At 75.1% G+C, this 19,934-nt stretch carries 16 protein-coding genes; 7 read left to right on the forward strand and 9 right to left on the reverse strand.

The annotated features are described in order from the left end of the window. Nucleotides 1–40 precede the first annotated feature (40 nt). Genes FHR78_RS05745 through FHR78_RS05755 form a run of 3 tightly spaced genes read right to left on the reverse strand, consistent with a single transcriptional unit; the run spans nucleotide 41 to nucleotide 3,128 of the window. Nucleotides 41–919: an SIS domain-containing protein gene (locus tag FHR78_RS05745; RefSeq protein WP_166759473.1), complete on the reverse strand. Its 879-nt coding sequence runs from the start codon at nucleotides 917–919 to the stop codon at nucleotides 41–43. Nucleotides 920–939: 20 nt separating this feature from the next. After that, entirely contained in the window at nucleotides 940–1,815 is an 876-nt protein-coding gene (locus FHR78_RS05750) for a class II fructose-bisphosphate aldolase (RefSeq protein WP_166759474.1), read from the reverse strand. After that, nucleotides 1,812–3,128, reverse strand: a complete 1,317-nt coding sequence (locus FHR78_RS05755) for an alpha-glucosidase/alpha-galactosidase (RefSeq protein ID WP_166759475.1) — start codon at nucleotides 3,126–3,128, stop codon at nucleotides 1,812–1,814. The genes FHR78_RS05750 and FHR78_RS05755 overlap by 4 nt, the downstream gene beginning before the upstream one ends. 199 nt (nucleotides 3,129–3,327) lie before the next feature. On the opposite strand from FHR78_RS05755, the gene FHR78_RS15570 reads away from it, so the two are divergent. The 4 genes from FHR78_RS15570 (at nucleotide 3,328) to FHR78_RS05775 (ending at nucleotide 6,245) form a co-directional block, all read left to right on the forward strand. Next, nucleotides 3,328–4,302, forward strand: coding sequence for a helix-turn-helix domain-containing protein (locus FHR78_RS15570; RefSeq protein WP_166759476.1), 975 nt, complete (start codon nucleotides 3,328–3,330; stop codon nucleotides 4,300–4,302). Nucleotides 4,303–4,335: 33 nt separating this feature from the next. Continuing rightward, on the forward strand, nucleotides 4,336–4,908 hold the full coding sequence (locus tag FHR78_RS05765) for a hypothetical protein (RefSeq protein ID WP_166759477.1): 573 nt from the start codon (nucleotides 4,336–4,338) through the stop codon (nucleotides 4,906–4,908). 10 nt (nucleotides 4,909–4,918) lie between these two features. Continuing rightward, complete coding sequence (locus FHR78_RS05770; RefSeq protein WP_166759478.1) at nucleotides 4,919–5,728, forward strand: alpha/beta fold hydrolase; 810 nt, start codon at nucleotides 4,919–4,921, stop codon at nucleotides 5,726–5,728. 85 nt (nucleotides 5,729–5,813) lie between these two features. Further along, nucleotides 5,814–6,245: a BLUF domain-containing protein gene (locus tag FHR78_RS05775; RefSeq protein WP_166759479.1), complete on the forward strand. Its 432-nt coding sequence runs from the start codon at nucleotides 5,814–5,816 to the stop codon at nucleotides 6,243–6,245. 48 nt (nucleotides 6,246–6,293) lie between these two features. Here FHR78_RS05775 and FHR78_RS05780 read toward each other — a convergent pair whose 3' ends face one another. Together FHR78_RS05780 and FHR78_RS15575 are read right to left on the reverse strand one after the other, a co-directional pair. Continuing rightward, nucleotides 6,294–6,491: a hypothetical protein gene (locus FHR78_RS05780; protein ID WP_166759480.1), complete on the reverse strand. Its 198-nt coding sequence runs from the start codon at nucleotides 6,489–6,491 to the stop codon at nucleotides 6,294–6,296. 62 nt (nucleotides 6,492–6,553) lie between these two features. Then, a complete protein-coding gene (locus FHR78_RS15575; RefSeq protein WP_166759481.1) occupies nucleotides 6,554–7,567 on the reverse strand; it encodes a helix-turn-helix domain-containing protein in 1,014 nt (337 codons plus the stop codon). 381 nt (nucleotides 7,568–7,948) lie between these two features. On the opposite strand from FHR78_RS15575, the gene FHR78_RS05790 reads away from it, so the two are divergent. Together FHR78_RS05790 and FHR78_RS05795 are read left to right on the forward strand one after the other, a co-directional pair. After that, complete coding sequence (locus tag FHR78_RS05790; protein ID WP_166759482.1) at nucleotides 7,949–13,105, forward strand: glycoside hydrolase family 3 N-terminal domain-containing protein; 5,157 nt, start codon at nucleotides 7,949–7,951, stop codon at nucleotides 13,103–13,105. Between the two features lie 288 nt (nucleotides 13,106–13,393). Continuing rightward, nucleotides 13,394–14,101: a hypothetical protein gene (locus FHR78_RS05795; protein ID WP_166759483.1), complete on the forward strand. Its 708-nt coding sequence runs from the start codon at nucleotides 13,394–13,396 to the stop codon at nucleotides 14,099–14,101. 274 nt (nucleotides 14,102–14,375) lie between these two features. On the opposite strand, the gene aztD is transcribed toward FHR78_RS05795, so the two are convergent. From aztD to aztB, 4 genes are all read right to left on the reverse strand, one after another. Beyond that, nucleotides 14,376–15,734 carry a zinc metallochaperone AztD gene (gene aztD, locus FHR78_RS05800; RefSeq protein WP_208392761.1) on the reverse strand — a complete coding sequence of 453 codons (1,359 nt, stop codon included), beginning with the start codon at nucleotides 15,732–15,734 and terminating at the stop codon, nucleotides 14,376–14,378. Nucleotides 15,735–15,774: 40 nt separating this feature from the next. After that, nucleotides 15,775–16,713 carry a zinc ABC transporter substrate-binding protein AztC gene (gene aztC / locus FHR78_RS05805; RefSeq protein WP_347878067.1) on the reverse strand — a complete coding sequence of 313 codons (939 nt, stop codon included), beginning with the start codon at nucleotides 16,711–16,713 and terminating at the stop codon, nucleotides 15,775–15,777. A gap of 107 nt (nucleotides 16,714–16,820) precedes the next feature. Then, nucleotides 16,821–18,188 (reverse strand): ABC transporter, encoded by a 1,368-nt coding sequence (locus FHR78_RS05810; RefSeq protein ID WP_166759485.1) that lies wholly within the window; start codon nucleotides 18,186–18,188, stop codon nucleotides 16,821–16,823. Beyond that, nucleotides 18,185–19,195, reverse strand: coding sequence for a zinc ABC transporter permease AztB (aztB, locus tag FHR78_RS05815; RefSeq protein ID WP_166759486.1), 1,011 nt, complete (start codon nucleotides 19,193–19,195; stop codon nucleotides 18,185–18,187). The genes FHR78_RS05810 and aztB overlap by 4 nt, the downstream gene beginning before the upstream one ends. A gap of 44 nt (nucleotides 19,196–19,239) precedes the next feature. Between aztB and aztA the strand changes: the two genes are divergently transcribed. Further along, complete coding sequence (aztA, locus tag FHR78_RS05820) at nucleotides 19,240–19,926, forward strand: zinc ABC transporter ATP-binding protein AztA (protein WP_166759487.1); 687 nt, start codon at nucleotides 19,240–19,242, stop codon at nucleotides 19,924–19,926. Nucleotides 19,927–19,934: the final 8 nt, after the last annotated feature.

The raw sequence follows: 19,934 nt of genomic DNA on the forward strand, positions 1-19,934 counted from the left end.
TCGTGCTCCGTTCGGGTGGGGGTCGGGGGGTCGGGCGTCGTCAGCCGAGGATGACCGAGCGGGTCAGGTGCCGGGGCGTGTCGGGGTTCAGCCCGCGGCTCTCGGCGAGCGCGACGGCGAGGCGCTGGGCCTCGGCGAGCTGCACGAGGGGGTCGCGGTCGTCGGACACGACGGTGGCGCCGACGGCCTCGATGTCGGCGACGAGCTGCGGCTCGACCGGGCCCATGACCCAGACGAGCGAGCGCTCGCCCGCGACCGCGATCGGGCCGTGGCGGTAGTCGAGCAGCGGGTACGACTCCGACCAGGCCTGGGCGGCCTCGCGGACCTTGAGGGCCGCCTCCTGCGCCAGGCCGTGGGTCCAGCCGCTGCCGAGGTAGACGAAGTGGTCGTACCGGGTCACGTCGTGGGCGAAGGGCAGGGCGAGGGAGGCGCGCCCCTGCTCGACGAGGCCGCTCACGTCGTAGCCGTACACGGTGCGCGCCGCGGCGAGCAGCGTGGTCGGGAAGCGCGTCTGCACGACGCTCTGCTCGTCGGCCCAGCCGAGCACGAGGGTGTCGGACACGAGGTCGTCGACGGGCTTGCCCCCGACGGCGACGATCGCCACCTTCGTCGTGGCCGGGTCGGCGGCCCGGAGCGCGTCGAGGATCTCGGTGGTGGTGCCCGAGCGGGTGATCGCGACGATGCGGTCGTACCGGCGGCCGGGTCGCCACTCGCTGGCGTAGGCGGCGTCGGTCTCGCCGAGGCCGGCCTGCTCGCGCAGGTGCGCCAGCGACTCGGCGACGAACGCCGACGTGCCGCAGCCGAGGAACAGCACGCGCTCCCCCGGCAGGCCGAAGAAGGTGCTGGCGGCGGGTGCCTCGGCGATGGCCCTGGCCCAGGTGTCGGGCTGGCTGAGGATCTCGGTGGTCGTGAGGCTCATGGTGGTCCTTTCGAGGTTCCTCAGCGGCCGCGGGCGGCGACGGAGGCGGTGGTCGGGGAGATGACGGAGCAGAAGGAGGCGACGGCGTCGGCCAGCGCGTCGCGGCCGGGTCGGCCGTAGCGGCGCGGGTCGGTCAGGGCGGCGTCGCCGGCGAGCGCGGTGCGCACGGCGGAGGTCCAGGCGATGTTGAGGGCCGTGCCGACGTTGATCTTGCGGACGCCGGCGTCGACGGCCGCGCGGATCAGGTCGTCCGGCACGCCCGACGACCCGTGCAGCACGAGGGGCACGGGCACGGCGTCGGCCAGGCGACGGACGAGCTCGAGGTCGAGCGACGCCGAGCGGTCGGCCATGGCGTGCGACGAGCCGACCGCGACGGCGAGCCCGTCGACGCCGGTGGCGGCGACGAACGACGCCGCCTCGTCCGGGTCGGTGCGCACCCCGGGGGCGTGGGCGCCGTCCTTGCCGCCGACGGCGCCGAGCTCGGCCTCGACCCAGAGGCCCGCGGCTCGGGCCCGGCGCGCGACGTCGGTCGTGACGGCGACGTTCTCGTCGTACGGCAGGGTCGAGGCGTCGATCATCACCGAGCCGATCCCGGCCGCGGGGCCGAGCGCGATGGTCTCGTCGACCAGGTCGGCGTCCTCGACGTGGTCGAGGTGGATCGACACCCCGACCGAGGCGGCGACGGCCAGCTCGCGGCAGGCGGCCACGAGGGGCCGCAGCCCGCCGTGGTAGCGCACGGCGTTCTCGCTGAGCTGCAGCAGCACGTCGGTGCCGGCGCGCTCGGCGCCGAGCACGATGCCCTCGGCGTGCTCGAGGCCGATCACGTTGAAGCTCGGCACCGCGCTGCGTCGGTCGACGGCCGCTGCGACGAGCTCGGCGGTGGTGACGGCGGTCACAGGGCCGACGCCGGCAGGCGCTCGCGCAGGGGCTCGGGCAGCAGGTCGCCGTGCGCCTCGACGAGCTCGTCGCAGAGCTGCCAGATCTGCTCGGGGGTCAGGGTCGAGCTCGCGTTCGGGTCGACGAGCACCGCCTGGCGCAGGAGGCGGGGGTCGCCGGTGCGCATCGCCTCGACCGTCAGCTCGGCCACCGACACGTAGGGGCGGTTGACGGCGGCGCACTGCACCGGCAGCGAGCCCATGGCGACGGGGCGGATGCCCTCGGGGCCCACGAGCGTGGGCACCTCGACCACGGCGCCCTGGGGCAGGTTGTGGATCAGGCCCGCGTTGGGCACGTTGGCGTGGATCTCGCGCTCGGTGCCCGTCACGAGCGAGTGGATGACCTGCGGGGCGTACTCGGCGGCGCCGGCCTCGATGGCGAGGTCCGCCCCCGTGCGGAGCGCCTCCTGGGCACGGTGGTACTCGGCGACGTTCTCGTCGCTGATGCCCAGGTACTCCATGGGGCGCAGCCGGAACCGCTCGACCTGCTCGGGCGAGCGGAGGAACCACGACAGGTACTCGGACGAGTGCTCGCTCGTCTCGGTCGGGTAGTAGCCGACGCGGCGGAACATCTCGACGCGCACGCGACGCTGCAGCTCGGGGTCGTCGGCGATGACCTGCTCGAGCACGGGGTAGAGGTCGCGCCCCTCGTGGGTCCACTCGAGCAGCCAGCTCTGGTGGTTCACGCCGGCGGCGCGGTGCACGGTCTCGTCGACGGGCACGCCGACCAGCTCGGCGAGGTCGTGGGCGGTCCAGTAGACGCTGTGGCAGAGGCCGAGCGCCCGGACGTCGGGCGCGACGACCGAGGCCCACCAGATGTTCATGGCCATCGGGTTCGTGTAGTTCAGCAGCACGGCGTCGGGGCAGAGCTCGCGCATGTCGGCCGTGAGGGCCGAGAGGAACGGGAACGTGCGCAGCGCGCGGAACACGCCGCCGACGCCGGTGGTGTCGCCGATCGTCTGGAGCAGGCCGTGCCGGGCCGGGATCTCGAGGTCGCGGCGGGTGGCCTCGACGCCGCCGATCTGCACCATGTCGATGACGAAGTCGGCACCGGCGAGGGCCTCGCGGCGGTCGAGGTGGGCGGTCACCGTGACGGGGCGCCCGAACCGCTCGACCAGCTGGCGGGCGGTGCCCTCGGCGACGTCGAGTCGCTGGGGGTCGATGTCGTGCAGGGCCACGTGCAGGGGGCCGAGGTCGTCGAAGCCGAGCAGGTCGGCGATCAGCTGCCGGGTGAAGACGACGCTGCCTGCACCCATGAACGCGATTCGTGTCATGGGCACGATCATGATCGATCTTGCGCGATAGTGCAACCAAACGCTCATAGCGCGTCGGTTTCGCTCACCTCTGGGCGATGGTGGACCCCCGGTCTCGGCCGCGCAGCGAGGGGCCGGGCAGCCGTCGAGCGAGAATGTCGGTGGCCTGTGGCATCGTCGTCGGCGGTCTGCCCAGACCCTGGCGAGCGAGAGGAGCACCGTGGCGCCCAGCACCTCCGAGCCCCTCGCCGTGCCCCCGCACAGCCGCTCCGTCGACCACGGCCGCGACCTGCACGAGGTGCTGCTGCGGCGTGCCGACCACCACAGCGGCCGGCGCTTCGACGCCCACCCCTCCGACGCGCCGTTCGCGTACCGCTACGTGACGGCCGGCGACGACCGGGTCGCCCTGCAGACCTCCCTCTTCACCGGGCACATGGCCGGCGAGATCCCTTTCCCCCGCGAGCACTTCGTCATGTGGTTCCGCCGGGGCGGCGCCGAGGTGCGACGGCGCGGGGTGCCGCACCGCACCGACGGCTCGACCCCGTTCCTCATCCCCGCCGAGGACGACTTCGCCTTCGAGTTCGAGCCCCGGCAGAGCCACCTGCTGCGGCTGGGGCCGGGGTTCCTCGAGCAGACCGCCGCCGAGCTGCACGGCGGCCCTGCCCAGCGCGTCGCCTTCGACCTGTCGGCCGAGCCGTCGTCCGCGGCCGTCGCCGACTGGCGCAGCGTGATGGCCGGGGCGACGGAGGCGCTGGTCGGCGAGCTCGTCCCGCCGCTGCTGCGCCTCGAGGCCCAGCTGAGCACGGCCCGGGCCGTGCTGCGCACCTGGCGCTGGCAGGCCGTCGACGTGCCCCGGTCGCTCCGCACCCCGAAGACGGTGCGCGTGCGGCACGCCGTCGAGTACCTGCACGCCCACGCCGCCGAGGCGGTCACCCCGTCCGACGTCGCGGCCGCCGTCGGCCTGCACACCCGCAGCCTGCAGCTCGCGATGAGCGAGCACCTCGGCACCACGCCGTCGGCGTACCTGCGCCAGGTGCGCCTCGACCGCGTGCGCGACGACCTGCGCGCCGCGTCGCCCGACGACACGACCGTGGCCGAGGTCGCCCGCCGCTGGGGCTTCGGCAACCTCGGCCGGTTCTCGGGCACCTACGCCGAGCGCTGGGGCGAGTACCCCCGCGACACCCTGGCGCGCTGACCGCGGCCGGGCCCGTCCCGCTACCGTGGGGCCATGTCCACCCGCCTCGTCCGGCCGGTCCCGCTGCGCCGTGTCGTCCCCTGGTGGCTGGTCGCCGCCGCCGTGGTCTCGCTCGCCGTCATCGTCGTCGTCCAGCAAGGCCACACCGCGGTCGGCGCGTTCTGGGGGCCGTGCATCGGCCTCGTGATCCGCGACCGCCTCGACGACGCCGCGAAGCGGTCGGAGGAGGGGCGGGACACCTCACGGGCGAGCCTGGTGGGCCGGGCCTGGGTCGAGCCCGTCGTCGGTGTCCTCCTCGGGACGTTCGTCGTCGGCCTCTCGATGCTCGCCGCCGCCGTCTTCGACGGCGTGAGCGCCGCCCGCCTCGGGACCGGCGTCGCTCTCTGCACCGGCGGCGCCCTCGGCTGCGCCGTGCTCGTGCTCGTCGGTCACCGCCGGCTCCGTCGCCGCGAGGCGGAGGCGGCGGAGGCGGCCGAGGCGACCGACGCGACCGACGACGGCACGGCCGAGGCCGCCGACACGGCCGTCACGACCGAGGCGGCCGCCGACGGCACGGCCGCCGAGCCCCGTGCCGGCGAGCCCCGTGCCGACGAGCCCCGCCCCTAGGCTCGGGCTCGTGGACCCGACGACGGAGACGACCCGACAGCTCACCACCGACGACGGCACGACCATCGCCTACACGGTGTCCCCCGGCGCCGAGCCGGCCGTCGTCGTGCTGCACGGCCTCGCCGGCAGCAGCCGCGAGTTCGCCCCGACCGCCCGGGCGCTGGCCGGGCGCAGGGTCGTCCTCGTCGACCAGCGCGGTCACGGCGCGAGCACGACCCGGCCCGCCGACACCTCGCGCGAGGCGTTCACGGCCGACGTCGTCGCCGTCCTCGAGGCCGAGACGAGCGAGCCGGCCGACCTCGTCGGCCAGTCGATGGGCGCCCACACCGCGATGCTCGTCGCCGCCGCGCGACCCGACCTCGTGCGCCGCCTCGTGCTGCTCGAGGGCGACCAGGGCGGCGGCAGCCCCGAGGAGCACGCGGCCCTCGGCGACTTCTTCCGCAGCTGGGCCGTGCCCTTCGCCGACCGGGCGACCGCCGCCTCCTCACTGGGTGACGGACCGCTCGCACGGGCCTGGGCGGACGACCTCGAGGAGGCGCCCGACGGGCTGCGTCCGCGCTTCGACGCCGACGTCGTGCAGGCGACCATCGAGGCCGTCGGCACCCCGCGCTGGGCCGAGTGGGAGAGCGTCACGGCGCCGGTGCTCGTCGTGTACGCCGACGGCGGCATGTTCACCGCCGAGCAGCAGGACGAGTTCGTGCGGCGCGGCCGCGACGTCCGCCGCGTCGACCTGCACGACGCGTCGCACGACGCGCACCTCGACGCGACCGACCAGTGGATCGACGCCCTGCGCGCCTTCGTCGAGGCCGACGAGGTCTGACCCGGCGGCCTGCGCCGCCCCCGCATTGGGGCGTGACGGCGGGGTGCGGGTGGGGCAGGCTCGACTGACCCTCCGGAAGGCCCCCATGCTCTCGATCGTCTACACCAGCGTCGCCCGTGTCCGCCCCAGCGACGGCGACCTCGCCACCCTGCTCATGAACAGCCGCGCCAACAACCGGCGGCTCGGCCTCTCGGGCTACCTGATGCACAAGGAGGGGCGGTTCGTCCAGGTGCTGGAGGGTCCCGCCGACGTTGTCCAGGCCCGGTACGACGTCATCGCGGCCGACCCGCGGCACAGCGACGTCACCGTGCTGCTGCGCGAGCCGATCGACGAGCGTCGCTTCGCCGACTGGTCGATGGGCTACCGCCCCACCACCGACGAGCAGGCCGAGGCGATCCCCGGCTACGCCGACGTCTCGGGCGCGGCCCTCGACGAGGCCCGCAGCCGGCCCGGCCTCGAGCCGCAGGTCCGGGCGCTGCTCGACTGGTTCCGCGAGCCGACGCGCGCCCGGGCCTGAGCCCGGGGCGCGTCGGGACGGGACCGGCGCCGGGCCGGACGCCGGGGGCTAGACGTCCGCCTGGGCGTCGTGCTGGCCGGCGCGCTCGCGCACGTCGTCGTCACGGTCGCCCGTGCCGCCGCCGTCGCGGTGGTCGGCGTCGGCCTGGTCCGACAGGCCGTCGGCCTTCTCGTCGGCCGTCGCCTCCTCGGCGCCGTCCATCATCGGGCTGGTCATGGTCTCGTCGGGCTCGTCTCGCGATGTCATGTCGCGGACCGTACGCCCGCCCGCCGCGAGCGCGCCCCGAGCCCCCTGTGAGGCCTGCCCGGTCAGGGGCGGGCGAGCGTGTCGCGGGGGTACTCGCCGAACCGCTCGGCGTACCAGCCGGAGAACCGGCCCAGGTTGCCGAACCCCCAGCGGCGGGCGACGTCCGAGACGAGCACGTCGGACGGGTCGGCGGGCAGCAGGTCCTGTCGGGCACGGTCGAGGCGGATGTGCCTCAGGTAGCCGGTGGGGCTCGTGCCGAGGTGCTCCTGCATCATCTGCTGCAGCGTGCGTGTGTGCACGCCGGCGGCGGCGGCGACGTCGGCGGGCACGATGGCCTGGCCCGCGTGGGCGTGCAGGTAGTCGACGGCCCGTCGCAGCCGGTCGAGGGACTCGCGTCCGCGGGCGCGCGGCACGGCGACCGCACGCCACGGGAACAGGTCGAGCATCAGCCGCGCGACGGCGACCTGGGCCGTGTGCCGCGCGAGGAACGGGGTGTCCGGCCCGACGATCAGGGGCGTCGCCTCGACCATGAGCGCGCGCCAGGCCGCGAGCGCCCCGTCGACGAGCACGGCGCCCGGCACGAAGGCGACGTGCCTCGACGGCCCGTCGTGCCGCTCCGTGGCGATGTCCTCGACGAACGACGGGTCGGCGCGCACCGTCCACCGGCGGTACGGGGTCGCCGTGAAGGCGACCGAGCGCTCGGCGGGCACGAGCACGGGCCGGGAGCCGGCGTTCGTCAGCGATCCGCCGGGATGGTCGACGGTGACCTCGCCGGCCTCGAACCACGACACGGCGTGGTCGAGGCGCCACGGGATGCAGCCCGTCAGGTGCGCCGAGAACGTGCTGGTCTCGAGGCGCATGCGCGAGTCGCCGGCCGACGCGTGCCGGAACGAGAACGCCCCGCCCGCGCGACGCCCCCGGAACAGCAGGCCCTCGTGGACCGCCTCGGCGCTGTGGCACGCCTCGTCGAGGTCGTCGCTCGCGGACGTGACCCGCTCGAAGGCGAGGTCGCCCGGGGTGTCGTCGCTCGGGGCGTCGACGCGCGGGGGCGCGCCGGTCGTGGCCGGGGTCGTCACGGTGGTTCTCCTGATCGTCCGTCACCTCGCGCTGGTGGGGCGCGGGGACGACCGTGGACGGCCGTCCTCATTACGACGAGCGCGGGACGCGGAATGTCACGGATCGGTTCACGGCGTGCACGTTCCCGCCTGTCGGCGGGGTGCCTCGACCGGTCTGGGACCCGGGACCGGTGACCGAGGACGACCTCGGACCGCCCGCCTCCTCCGATCGCCGTCCCGCTCTTGTCTCGGCACCGCCTGTGTGAATACGATGAGCCGATCCGCCCCTGGCCCCCGTTCGCGGGGTCGGCGAGGGCGGCCCTGTCTCGCGACAGCGCGAGGGCACGACGCCGTGTCCCCGACCGCTGTCTCGCGTCGCCTCGTGATTACAAGGGAGTGATCGTGGCCGTTGGTCCTGTCCGCACTGGTTCGCCTCGCCCGGCCGGCCGTCGCCCCGGGGAGGCCCGCGACCGTCGTCGCGGCGGCCTGCTCGGCGCCGCCGCGCTGACCGCCGTCTCGGCCCTGCTGCTCTCCGGCCTGCCGGCCGTGGCCGCCTCCGCCGCGCCGATCGACCTCGCCCGCCTCGGCTCCGTCACCGCGTCGGCCACGCAGTCCGACAAGGACGGCACGTTCCCCGCCGAGGCCCTGATCGACGGCGACTCGACCACCCGCTGGGCCAGCGGCAACGGCCCCGACGAGGACGTGGAGTTCACCGCCTCGGCGACGGTCGACCTCGGCGGCGTCTCGCGCGTCGACGCGGTCGGCATCGACTGGGAGGCGTCGTACGCGGCGAGCTACCAGATCCAGACCACGCAGGGCGACCCCGCCGACGACGCGAGCTGGACCACCGCCGCGACGGTGACCAGCGACGGTCGCCGCGACGACGAGACGCTCGCGACGCCCGTCGAGGCGCGGTACGTGCGCATCGCCATGCTGACGCGCGCCCCCGCCACCTGGGACGCCGCGCGCCCGCACTGGTACGGCTACTCGGCCTACGGCCTCCAGGTCTTCGGCGAGGCCCTCGACCGTGCCGTCACCCTCGACCGGTCGACGGCCACCGTCGCCGCCGGCCAGACCCTCACCGCCGGGCTCAGCCTCACGGGCACGAGCACCGAGCCGGTCACCGCCCGCGTCCGGTCGACGGGCGGCACCGCCGTCGCCGGCACGGACTACGTGGGCCTCGACGAGGAAGTGACGTTCGCGCCCGGCGCGACCACCGCCTCCGTCGACCTGGTCACCCTCTCGACGGGCGGCCTCAGCCCCCGCAAGACCGTCGAGCTGACGCTGTCCGACCCGAGCGAGCCCGTCGTCGTCGGCGCGCGCCCGACGCTCACCGTGACCCTCACCCCCACCGGCGACGTGCCGAACGTCGGCGCCACGACCGTCGTCGACGACTTCGAGGGCGACGTGCCCGCGGGCTACTTCGGCTGGGGCGCGAGCACCGCCGTCACGCCAACGCTGACCACCGTCGCCGCCGAGCGCGAGGGCTCGACCGGGGCGAAGGCGCTCAGCGCCGTCGTCGCCGGCCCGACGACCGAGGCCGACTGGTTCGGCCTCTCGCACGACACCCCCGCGACCGACTGGAGCGACCAGGACGGCTTCTCGTTCTGGTTCAAGGGCAACGACACCGGCAGGCTGCTCCGCTACGAGCTGAAGAACGGCAACGACCACCTCTTCGAGCAGACCGTCGTCGACGACAGCACCGACTGGAAGCAGGTCCGCGTGCTCTTCGCCGACCTGCGCGCCAAGGGCGCCGCGGACAGCGACGCCCGCTTCGACCCCTCCGCCTCGACCGGCTTCGCCGTCACCCTGACCGGCGTCGGCCCCGGCACCTGGCTGTTCGACGACGTCGCCCTGTTCGAGCGCGCGACGATGATCGAGGACTTCGAGGGCGAGGTGCCGCTCACCGACGGCTCCGCGCCCGAGGGCTTCTTCACCTGGGGCTCGCCCGACCCGCTCGCGCCGACGATCACCCGCGAGGTGACGGTGCAGGAGCGCGACGGCCGCGCCGACAACCACGTGCTCAGCGGCCGGTACTCGATCCCGTCGGGCGGCTACGGCGGCCTCAGCCACGACCTCGCCGACAGCCAGGACTGGTCCAGCTACCAGGGCCTGCGGTTCTGGTGGTACGCCTCCCAGGCCAACAACCCCGCCTCGCCCACCGCGGGCGCCGACGTCAAGGTCGAGATCAAGGACGGCGACCCGGCCGGCGGCGGCGACACCGCCGAGACCAGCGAGCTCTGGGCGGCCACGTTCAAGGACAACTGGGGCAGCAGCACCAGCCGCTGGAAGCTCGTCGAGCTGCCGTTCTCGTCGTTCACGCCCTCGGGCTACCAGCCGGGCGACGCCGCCACCACGAACGGCACGCTCGACCTGACGGCCGCGTTCGGCTACTCGATCACCTTCACCCCGGGCACGCCCGCGCCCGTCGGCTGGGCGATCGACGACACCCAGATCTGGGGCACCCCGGCCACCGCCGCGTCGGTCACGGTCGCCTCGCCGCAGGACGTCTGGCTCGTCGACGCGGGGCAGACCGCCGACGTCGCGCTGACGCTGTCGACCGCGGGCGACGAGCCGCTCACCTCGGACGTCGTCGTCGACTGGGCGACCGCCGACGGCACCGCGGTCGAGGGCGTCGACTACGACGCGGCCTCGGGCACGGCGACGTTCCCGGCCGGCTCGCCCTCGGGGACGGTGCAGACGGTCGGCGTGACGACCCGCGCCTCCTCGGGTCCGGCCGAGTCGAGGCAGCTGCAGGTGACGCTCGCGTCGACCACGGCGAAGGTCGGCGACGGCCCCCGCGTCGTCATCGGGGCGCACGACCTGCCCTACCTCGACGCGTCGCTGCCGACCGCCGACCGCGTCGCCGACCTGCTGGGCCGCATGACCCTCGAGGAGAAGGTCGGGCAGATGGCGCAGGCCGAGCGCCTCGGCCTCACGTCGACGAGCGACATCAGCGACCGCGCGCTCGGCTCGCTGCTGAGCGGCGGCGGCTCGGTGCCCGAGGGCAACACCGCCGTGGCCTGGGCCGACATGGTCGACGGCTACCAGCGCGAGGCCCTCTCGACGCGCCTGCAGATCCCGATGATCTACGGCGTCGACGCCGTGCACGGCCACAGCAACGTGGTCGGGGCGACGATCTTCCCGCACAACACCGGCCTCGGCGCGACCCGCGACCCGGCCCTCGTCGAGCAGATCGCCCAGGTCACCGCGAAGGAGGTGCGCGCCACCGGCGTGCCGTGGACCTTCGCGCCCTGCCTCTGCGTCTCGCGCGACGAGCGCTGGGGCCGCAGCTACGAGTCGTTCGGCGAGGACCCCGACCTGGTGCGCACCTTCGCCGCGCCCTCGGTGACCGGCCTGCAGGGCGACGACCCGACCGACATCGGCGGGGCCGACGAGGTGCTCGCGACCGCGAAGCACTGGGCCGGCGACGGCGGCACGAGCTACGACGAGTCGGTGGTCGGCACCGGGGCGTACCCGATCGACCAGGGCGTCACCCACGCCGACTCGCTCGAGGACTTCACCCGCCTGCACGTCGACCCCTACCTGCCGGCCCTCGAGGCCGGGGTGGGCACGATCATGCCGTCGTACTCGGCGGTCGACCTCGGCGACGGCCCCGTGCGGATGCACGAGAACGGCGCCCTGAACACCGACCTGCTGAAGGGCGACCTCGGCTTCGGCGGGTTCCTCATCAGCGACTGGGAGGGCATCGACAAGCTGCCCGGCGGCACCTACTCCCAGAAGGCCGTCCGCTCGGTGAACGCCGGGCTCGACATGGCGATGGCGCCCTACAACTACGGCGACTTCATCGACAGCATCGTCGCCGCCGTGCGCAAGGGCGACGTCACGCAGGCACGGGTCGACGACGCCGTGCGGCGCATCCTCACGCAGAAGTTCGACCTGAACCTGTTCGAGCAGCCCTTCGCCGACCGCACCAACGTCGACGGCGTCGGCAGCGCCGAGGACAGGGCGGTGGCCCGCCGGGCCGCGGCCGAGTCGCAGGTGCTGCTGAAGAACGACGGAGGCGCGCTGCCGCTCGCGAAGGAGGACGCGGACCTCTACGTGGCCGGCTCCACCGCCGACGACCTCGGCCGTCAGATGGGCGGCTGGACGATCAGCTGGCAGGGCGGGTCGGGCGACACGACGACCGGCACGAGCATCGCCGAGGGCATCCGCCAGGTCGCTCCCGACGCGACCGTCACCGTCAGCCCCGGGGCCACCGAGCCGATCCGGACCGACCAGACCGGCGTCGTGGTCGTCGGCGAGCGGCCGTACGCCGAGGGTCAGGGCGACGTCGGCAACAACGGCTCGAGCCTGTCGCTCACGCCGGACGACCAGGCGATCGTCGAGAAGGTGTGCGCCGCGACCGAGTCGTGCGTCGTGCTCGTCGTCTCGGGCCGGCCGCAGCTGCTCGGCGACGTCGTCGGCCTCGCCGACGCCGTGGTCGCGTCGTCGCTGCCCGGCTCGGAGGGCGCCGGCGTGGCCGACGCGCTGTTCGGCGTCCGGCCCTTCGCCGGGCGGCTGCCCGTCACCTGGGCGGCCGATGCCGACCAGGTGCCGATCAACGTGGGCGACGCCGACTACGAACCGCTGTACCCGTACGGCTGGGGACTGCGCACCGACGGTGCGCGCGACCGGCTGGAGGCGCTGGTCGCCTCCCTGCCCGCCGGCGCGGCCCGCGACGCGGTGCAGGAGGTGCTCGACGGCGACGTCTGGGCAGCCGACGGGACCGTGACGGACGACGGCACGGAGCGCCTCCTGCGGCTCCTGCTGGAGGCGGCGGCCCCGTTCACGGGGACCGACCTCGCCGCGATGGGCCCCGCCGACGACCTCGTCTCGGTCGCGCGCGACCTCGCGCAGGCCGCGATGGTGGACGGCACGGCGGCCACGGGGTCGGCGGCGCTGTCGGCCGAGGCCGAGAACGCGCTGCAGCGGGGGCTGCCCGACGTGGCGCTCGCACGCCTCGCCGCAGTGCTCGGCATCGACCTCGGCGTCGTCGAGTCGGCGAAGACGATCGTGCCGGGCACGCTCTCGCCCGCCTCGGCGCGGCCGGGCGACACCGTGTCGATCACGGCGACGGGCTTCGTCGCGGGCGAGCCGCTCGCCGGGACGGTCTTCTCCGAGCCGCAGTCGATCGGCGACGCCGAGGCCACCGTGGCGGGGGTGGGCGTGCTCCGGTTCGTCGTGCCGGCCGACCTCGAGCCGGGAGCGCACGTGGTCGAGCTCGAGGGCGCCGGGCAGATCGCCCGGGCCACGCTGACCGTGCTCGCGGCGGCCGCGCCGGGCGAGCCCGGCGGGGGCGACCCGGGCACGGGCGACCCGGGCGCGGGCACGCCGGGCGGCGGTTTGCCGGGTGCCGGCACGCCGGGCGGCTCGGGCGCTCCGGGCGCCGGAGCGGGCGGCTCGGGGTCGGGCGGCGCGGTCGCCGTGGCGGCGGGCCGGGACGGCCTCGCCTTCACCGGCTCGGACGCCTGGGTCGGCATCGCCGGCACGGCCGTGCTGCTGATCGCGCTCGGGGCGTGGCTGACGCTGCGCCGTCGCCGCCCCGGCGCCGAGTAGCCCGGGCGGCTGCCCGCCGGCGCCGGCGCCCCTCCCCCCGCACCCCGGAGTGGACGATGAACCCCGTAACGACGGGGTGCATCGTCCACTCCGGGGTGTTCCGCATCCGCACACCGCCGGCGCAGACGGGGGCACGCGAGGCGGACGCAGCGAAGGAGGCGGCAGGTGCGTCCCGGGGGCGCGCCCACCGCCTCCTAGATCACGGTCAGGTAACGCACCAAACCCATCCAGCATCGGCGGCGAACCCCTGTCAACTCCCCACCGGGAACCACAGACAAGGAGAACCCCATGAACATCTCACGCAAGACCATCACCAAGTCCGCCTTCGGCATCGTCGCCTCCGGCGCCCTGATCTTCAGCCTCGCCGCCTGCTCCTCCAGCGACGCCGGCTCGACCTCGTCGTCCTCCGCCGCCCCGTCGTCGTCGTCGTCGGCCGCGTCCACCGAGCCCCTGGCCTCGCTCCCCGACCTCTCCGGCGGCGTCGACACCCAGGTCGCCGTCGACGCGTCCTTCGTCGAGGCCCTCGGCACCCTCGGCCTCACCCCCGGAGTCGTCGGCACCGCCGCCTTCGACAGCACCACCGGCACCTTCTCCTTCCCCATCACCGGCGGCAACGTCGATTACTACGACCCCTCCAGCGACGTCCGCCCCTACGTCCAGGGCGAGATCGACCACGACGGCTCCGGCCTGTCGCTGACCGCCGCCGACGGCACCGTCGTCGAGCTCACCGACTTCCGCATCGACCCGGGCGAGAGCAAGCTCTACGGCACCGTCACCGCCAACGGCGAAGTCGCAGCCGAGGGCGCCTACCTGTTCAACCTCTACGGCGGCACCCTCAAGCCCCTCCAGATGGAGGGCACCAACGCCGTCCTCGAGGGCACCACCGTGCACATCAGCCCCGACGCGGCCGCGCTGCTGAACCAGACCTTCAACACCGACGCCGTCCAGGACGAGATGCTCGTCGGCGTCGCGAAGATCACCGTCGCCACCGAGTAGGGCCTTCCCGGCTCGAACGGCGACGACACCGGCCCCGACCCTGCACGAGGGCCGGTGTTCCCGGTGGGGCCCCGTCCCGCGCTCACGCGCGGGGCGGGGTTCTCGCACGTCCGGGGGCGGCTGTCGCGACCGTTCAGGAGGTGCCGACCCGCGCCTCCTGAACGAGGAGAGCCCCCCGCCCCACGCGCAGGTGAGAGGCCGCAGATCGACGCTCCCCCGACGGGGAAGGTCGATCTGCGGCCTCTCGCCGTGCCGGCGACGCCGGCGACGCCGGCTAGCCGGTGACCACCGCGATCTCGTTGGCCTCGACGCCGAGGTCGGCCGTGGCCGTCACCTCGCCGGTCGCGACGTCGACCGCGTGGATCGCGCCCGCCGCGGGGTCGGTCACCCACGCCGTGTCGCCGACGACCGACAGGCTCGAGTGCGAGTCCTGCCACTCGGCGGGCCCCTCCCAGGCGTCGATCACCGGGTACGAGGCGCCGAACGAGCCCGTCGCGACGTCGAGCAGGTGCAGCGCCCCGTCGGTGCCGAGCACGAGCGCGTCGTCGTCGGCGGTGCGGCCGACGCCCTTCCACGTGTAGGAGACGCCCGCGGGCAGGTCCAGCACCTGCGAGGTCGCCGCCGCGGTGTCGACCTTCGTGAGCTGCGTCAGCTCGTACCCCTCCGAGTCCGGGTCGCTGTTGTAGTCGCCCAGCATGACGGACGACGAGTCGGTCACGTAGGCGTTGCCGGTGCGGCCGTACTCGTCCGCCGCGGCGATCTTCGTGAAGGCGCCGTCGTCGTAGAGCAGCACGCCGTCGCTGCAGCCGAACACCGCCACCTCGTCGGCCGTGGTGCCCTCGCCGTGCACGGACGGGCACTCCTCGCTGCGGGCGGTCTCCTGCCCCTCGGCGTCGAGGGCGCGCACGCCGACCCGCGACTCCGAGTCGCCGATCGTCGTGAGCAGGGTGCCGTCCTCGAGCTCGATCGACACGCCGTGGTGCGCCTCGGGCGACGAGATCGTCTCGGTCGCGGGCAGCTCGCCGGTCTCGGAGACGTCGAGCAGGTCGGCCGTCTCGAACACGGTCGTGTCGCCGGTGCCGTCCGAGAACAGGATCGTCTTGTCGCCGTGCCGCACGACGTGGCCGGGCGTCGGCGCCTCGAAGACGAGGTCGGTGAGCTCGGGCTCGGCGACGTGGTGCGTGCCGCCGGTCGTCCAGGCCCCGGTGTCGAGCACCCGGAACCCCTCCTCGGTCGAGACGAGCACGTGGCGTCCGTCGCCGGCCGGGTTCACCCGGTTGAAGCCGGCCAGCTCGACGTCGGCCACGGTCTCGAGGGTCGTCGCGTCGAGCACGAGCACCCCGCCGTCGTAGGTGGCCGCGATGCGGGGCTGCGCCGAGGAGGCGGTGGTCGCGCCGTTCCCGGAGGCCGCGCCGGCCGCGTCGTCGGCACCCGCGCCTCCTGCGCCTGCCGTGCCTCCCGTGCCTGCCGTGCCGGAGCACGCCGTGAGGGCGAGCGCGGCGGAGGCGGCGAGCGCGAGGCCGGCGAGGGTCGTCGCGCGGCGTCGCGGGGCGGGCTGGCGCGGGGTCTGCTGTCGCGGGGTCTGCTGTCGCGGGGTCTGGGGCTGGGTCCGGGTCTGGTGTCGCTGTGTCATGTGGTCCGTTTCCGTGTCGTGTTCGGGTGGGGGTGGCCGGTCAGGGAGACAGGCCGGTCGCGATGAGCTGCCCGTTCGAGCGCATCATCTCGAGGTAGGTCTCGGCTCCCCCGCCGGGGGCGCTGAGCGATTCGGTGTGCAGGGCGACGACGTCGACCTCGACGTCGGCCTCGTCGGCGAGCACCTGCACCAGGCGGTCGGGCTGGGAGGCGTCGGCGAAGATCGTCGCGACCCCCGCCTCCTCGATCGCCTCGGTGAGCCCGGCGAGGTCGGACGCGCTCGGCGCGGCCAGCGTCGTGCCGCTCGGCAGCACGGCCCCGACCACCCGGAACCCGTAGCGCTCGGCCAGGTAGCCGAAGACGTGGTGGTTCGTCACGAGCGCGCGGCGCTCGGCCGGGATCGCGCCGAAGCTCGCCTCGAGGTCGGCGTCGAGCTGCACGAGCTGCTGTCGGTAGGAGGCGGCGGCCGCCTCGAGCGCACCGGCGTCGAGGCCGTCGACCTGCGTCGCCAGCTCGTGCTCGAGCCCGTCGACGACGTCGAGCACGCGCGCCGGGTCGGTCCAGAAGTGCGGGTCGGGCTCGCCCTCGGCGTCGCCCTCCGCGTAGGCGAGGGGCTCGATGAGGTCGCCGGCCTCGACGACGGGGACGCCCGCCGCGGCCGCGGAGTCGACGTGCTGCCGCAGCCCCTCCTCGAGGCCGAGGCCGTTCGCGACGACCAGGTCGGCCTCGCGCAGGTCGGCGGCCTCGCGGGCCGAGATCTCGACGCTGTGCGGGTCGGCTCCCGGGGGCATGAGCGTGACGACCTCGGCCTGGTCGCCGACCAGCTCGCCGACGACGTCGCCGAGGATGTTCGTCGTCACGACGACGCGCGGGGCGGCGGTGTCGGTGGTGCCGGTGGTGCCGGTGCGTGCGCCGCCGGTGTCGTCGCCGAGGGCGGAGCAGCCGACGGCGACGAGCAGCAGCGCGGCCGCGGTCGTCACGGCTGCGGCACCCCGGAGTGGACGATGAACCCCGGAACGACGGGGTGCATCGTCCACTTCGGGGTGCGAGAGGCGGGCGGCGGCGCGCGGGGCCCGGCGGGCGGCGCTCATCGGCCCGTCTCCACGACGAGGCGGCCCGGCAGCGACAGCGTGCGGGCGACCCGCGCCGAGTCGGCGTGGTCGATCTCGTGCACGACCCCGGCCGACGGCGAGTTCAGGTAGCTGCGCGAGGCGTCGACCTCGAGCACGACGCCCGCGGGCAGCTCGGGCCCGTCGGCGCCGGCGACGAGGTCGGCGGCGACGAGCGGCTCGGTCTGCGCCACGACGCCCTGGGGCGAGAGCACGACGACGCGGCCCGAGGCGTCGACGGCGACCACGGTGCCGTCGGCGTCGCCGACCGCCGTCGCCCGCAGCAGCGGCTCGGGAGTCTCGATCAGGGTCCAGGCGCGGGCACGCGTGTCGAGCAGCCAGGCTCCCCGGTCCCCCGCGACGGAGGCGACGGCCGGGCGACCGGGACGGGCGGCGAACGAGGTGGCCGCCTCCGAGGCGGTCGGCGCCGCGTCGGCCGGGTACGGGATCCGCTCGAGCTCGGCGTGGCCGGCCGCGTCGACGGTCGCGAGCACGGCGCCGTCGGAGCAGCCGACGACCACGCCGACCCGGGTCGCTGCCGCGCCCCGCAGGTCGGGGCAAGGGGCCTCGAGGCCGTCGACCGGCTCGCCGTCGGCGGTCGTGACGACGACCGTGTCGGCGCGGCGCCGCGGCCCGTCGGCGCCCGCGGGCCCGTCCGTGACGCTTCCGTCCGTGGCGCTCCCGCGGACGACGCTCGCCACCACGTGGTCGCCGAGCGGCACGAGCACGCCGTCGTGCGGCGTCCCCTCGACGCGGCCGACCTCGTCCACCTCGCCGTCGGCCAGGGCGTCGCCGTCGAGCACGAGCCCCGTGCCCGTGGTCGGCCAGAAGGCGGCGGTGAGGGAGGCGCTGGAGGCGACCCGCACCTCCTGCGCTCCGTCGTCGGAGGACGGGACGGCGTCGCCGGTCTCGACGTCGAGGTCCCCGGGCTCGGCGACGACCCGCGGCTCGGCGAGGTAGTAGTGCGAGTGGTCGCCGTGGGGCACCGTCCAGGCGCCTCCGTCGACGATCGTGAGCGCGCCGTCCGGGCCGGCCGCGAAGAGGTGGCGACCGTCGGTGGCGAGCGAGGAGGCGTCGCCGAGCGCACCTCCCGACGCGAGCTCGACGGTCTCGCCGGTGGCGGGGTCGAGGGCCGTGAGCACGTCGCCGTCGAGGGCGACGAGGCGGAGCTGCGGCTCCTGGAGCTCACGGGCCCCCTCGACGTACCCGTGCGGCACGGCGGTCTCGTCGGCGGAGGCGGCGTCGTCGGGTCCGGTGCCGGCACGGGTGCCGTCCGCGCTGCAGGCCGTGAGGGCGAGCAGGGCGGCGAGGGCGGCGGGCAGCAGGGCTGTGGTTCGTCTGGTCACGGGTGCGAGGGCTCTTCCTGTCGGGCGGAGGGGGCGGGGTCGGGGCGCGTGGAGGGCGCAGGGCCGCGGGCGAGGTGCATCGCGGTAGAGCGCACAGCGGTCGAGCGCTCGGCGGTCTTGCGCACGGCTGTCGACCGCACGGCTGTCGACCGCACGGCGCCTGCGCGCCCGGGCGTCGAGGCCGAGGAGGCGCGGCCCGAGACCACGGCACGCGCCGCGGCCGACAGCCCGGCCAGCCCCACCGCGCACGCGGCGATGCTCGCGCCGGCCGCCGTCGAGGCGTGCCACGAGACGAGCAGCCCGAGGAACACGGCGACGGCGCCCACCCCGGCGGCGGCGGCCATCGTGGTGGGGATGCGACGGGTCCACCGGGCTGCGGCGACCGCCGGGGCGAGCAGCAGCCCCACGACGAGCAGGCTGCCCACCGCCTGGTACGACGCGACGACGACGAGCGTCACGAGGCCGACGAGCACGACGTGGGCCACGCCGGGGCGCAGGCCTGAGGTGCTCGCGACGCGCGGGTCGAAGGCGAGCGCGACGAAGGGGCGGTGGAACGCGGCCGTGACCGCCACGCCCACGACGACGGCGACCGCGATGGAGACGAGGTCGTCCTGGTCGACGGCGAGGACGTCGCCGAACAGCACGGCGGTGAGGTCGGTCGCGAACGAGCGCGACCGTGACACGATCACGACGCCGACGCTGAGCATCGCGACGTAGAGCAGGCCGATCGCGGTGTCGGGCGAGACCCGCGAGCGGCGCGTGACGAGGCCGACGCCGGCCGTCATCATGGCGGCGCTGACGGCCGCGCCGAGCACGGCGGGGAGCCCCACGAGGGAGGCGACGGCCACCCCCGGCAGGACCCCGTGCGCCATCGCCTCGCCGAGGAACGCCGTGCCGCGGACGACGACCCAGGTGCCGACGACGCCGCAGAGCACGGCGACGAGCACGCCGCCGACGAGGGCTCGGAGCATGAACGCGGTGCTGAACGGGTCGAGGAGGAAGGCCACGAGGCACGACCATACATGAAAACGATTATCAGTATGATCTAGCCATGGACACCGCCGCCGACCCTGCTCCGCCCTCGCTCGACGTCGCCGCACCGGCCTCGGGGACGCTCGCGCGCCTCCTCGGGGTGACCGCCCGACACGACGGCCACACGGCCCTCGACACCGTCGACCTCGACGTGCGGCGGGGTCGGCTGACGGTGCTCGTCGGCCCGAACGGCTCGGGCAAGTCGACCCTGCTCGGCGTGCTCGCGGGCACGCACCGCGACCTGGCGGGGCAGGTGGAGCTGCCCGCCCCCGGGTCGACCGCGGTCGTCGTGCAGCGCAGCGCGGTCACCGAGCGCCTGCCGATCACGGTCCGCGAGACGGTCGCGATGGGGCGCTGGGCGTCGCTCGGGCCGTGGCGGCCGCTGCGCCGGAGGGACCGCGCCGTCGTCGACGAGTGCCTCGAGGCGCTCGACGTCGCCGACCTCGCCCGGCGGCCGCTCGCGGCGTTGTCGGGCGGGCAGCGGCAACGCGTGCTCGTCGCGCAGGGGCTGGCACGGCGAGCCGACCTGCTGCTGCTCGACGAGCCGACCGCCGGGGTGGACGCCGCGGCGACGGCGCTCATCCGGGCCGCGGTCGCCGCCGAGCTCGCCCGGGGAGCCACGGTGGTCGAGGCCACCCACGACCACGAGCTCCGCGGGCCCGGGGTCGACGTCGTGCACCTGGTCGACGGCCGCCGCGTCGCGTGAGCGGCGGG

It is taken from the genome of Frigoribacterium faeni (assembly GCF_011761235.1).
Classification (GTDB): Bacteria; Actinomycetota; Actinomycetes; order Actinomycetales; family Microbacteriaceae; genus Frigoribacterium; species Frigoribacterium faeni_A.

Coding starts and splice junctions, on each gene's coding strand:
- FHR78_RS05765 (WP_166759477.1), top strand. CDS start 4,336: ATGTCCACCCGCCTCGTCCGGCCGGTCCCGCTGCGCCGTGTCGTCCCC.
- aztD (WP_208392761.1), bottom strand. CDS start 15,734: ATGACACAGCGACACCAGACCCGGACCCAGCCCCAGACCCCGCGACAG.
- FHR78_RS05775 (WP_166759479.1), top strand. CDS start 5,814: ATGCTCTCGATCGTCTACACCAGCGTCGCCCGTGTCCGCCCCAGCGAC.
- FHR78_RS05780 (WP_166759480.1), bottom strand. CDS start 6,491: ATGACATCGCGAGACGAGCCCGACGAGACCATGACCAGCCCGATGATG.
- FHR78_RS05795 (WP_166759483.1), top strand. CDS start 13,394: ATGAACATCTCACGCAAGACCATCACCAAGTCCGCCTTCGGCATCGTC.
- FHR78_RS05755 (WP_166759475.1), bottom strand. CDS start 3,128: ATGACACGAATCGCGTTCATGGGTGCAGGCAGCGTCGTCTTCACCCGG.
- FHR78_RS05745 (WP_166759473.1), bottom strand. CDS start 919: ATGAGCCTCACGACCACCGAGATCCTCAGCCAGCCCGACACCTGGGCC.
- aztA (WP_166759487.1), top strand. CDS start 19,240: ATGGACACCGCCGCCGACCCTGCTCCGCCCTCGCTCGACGTCGCCGCA.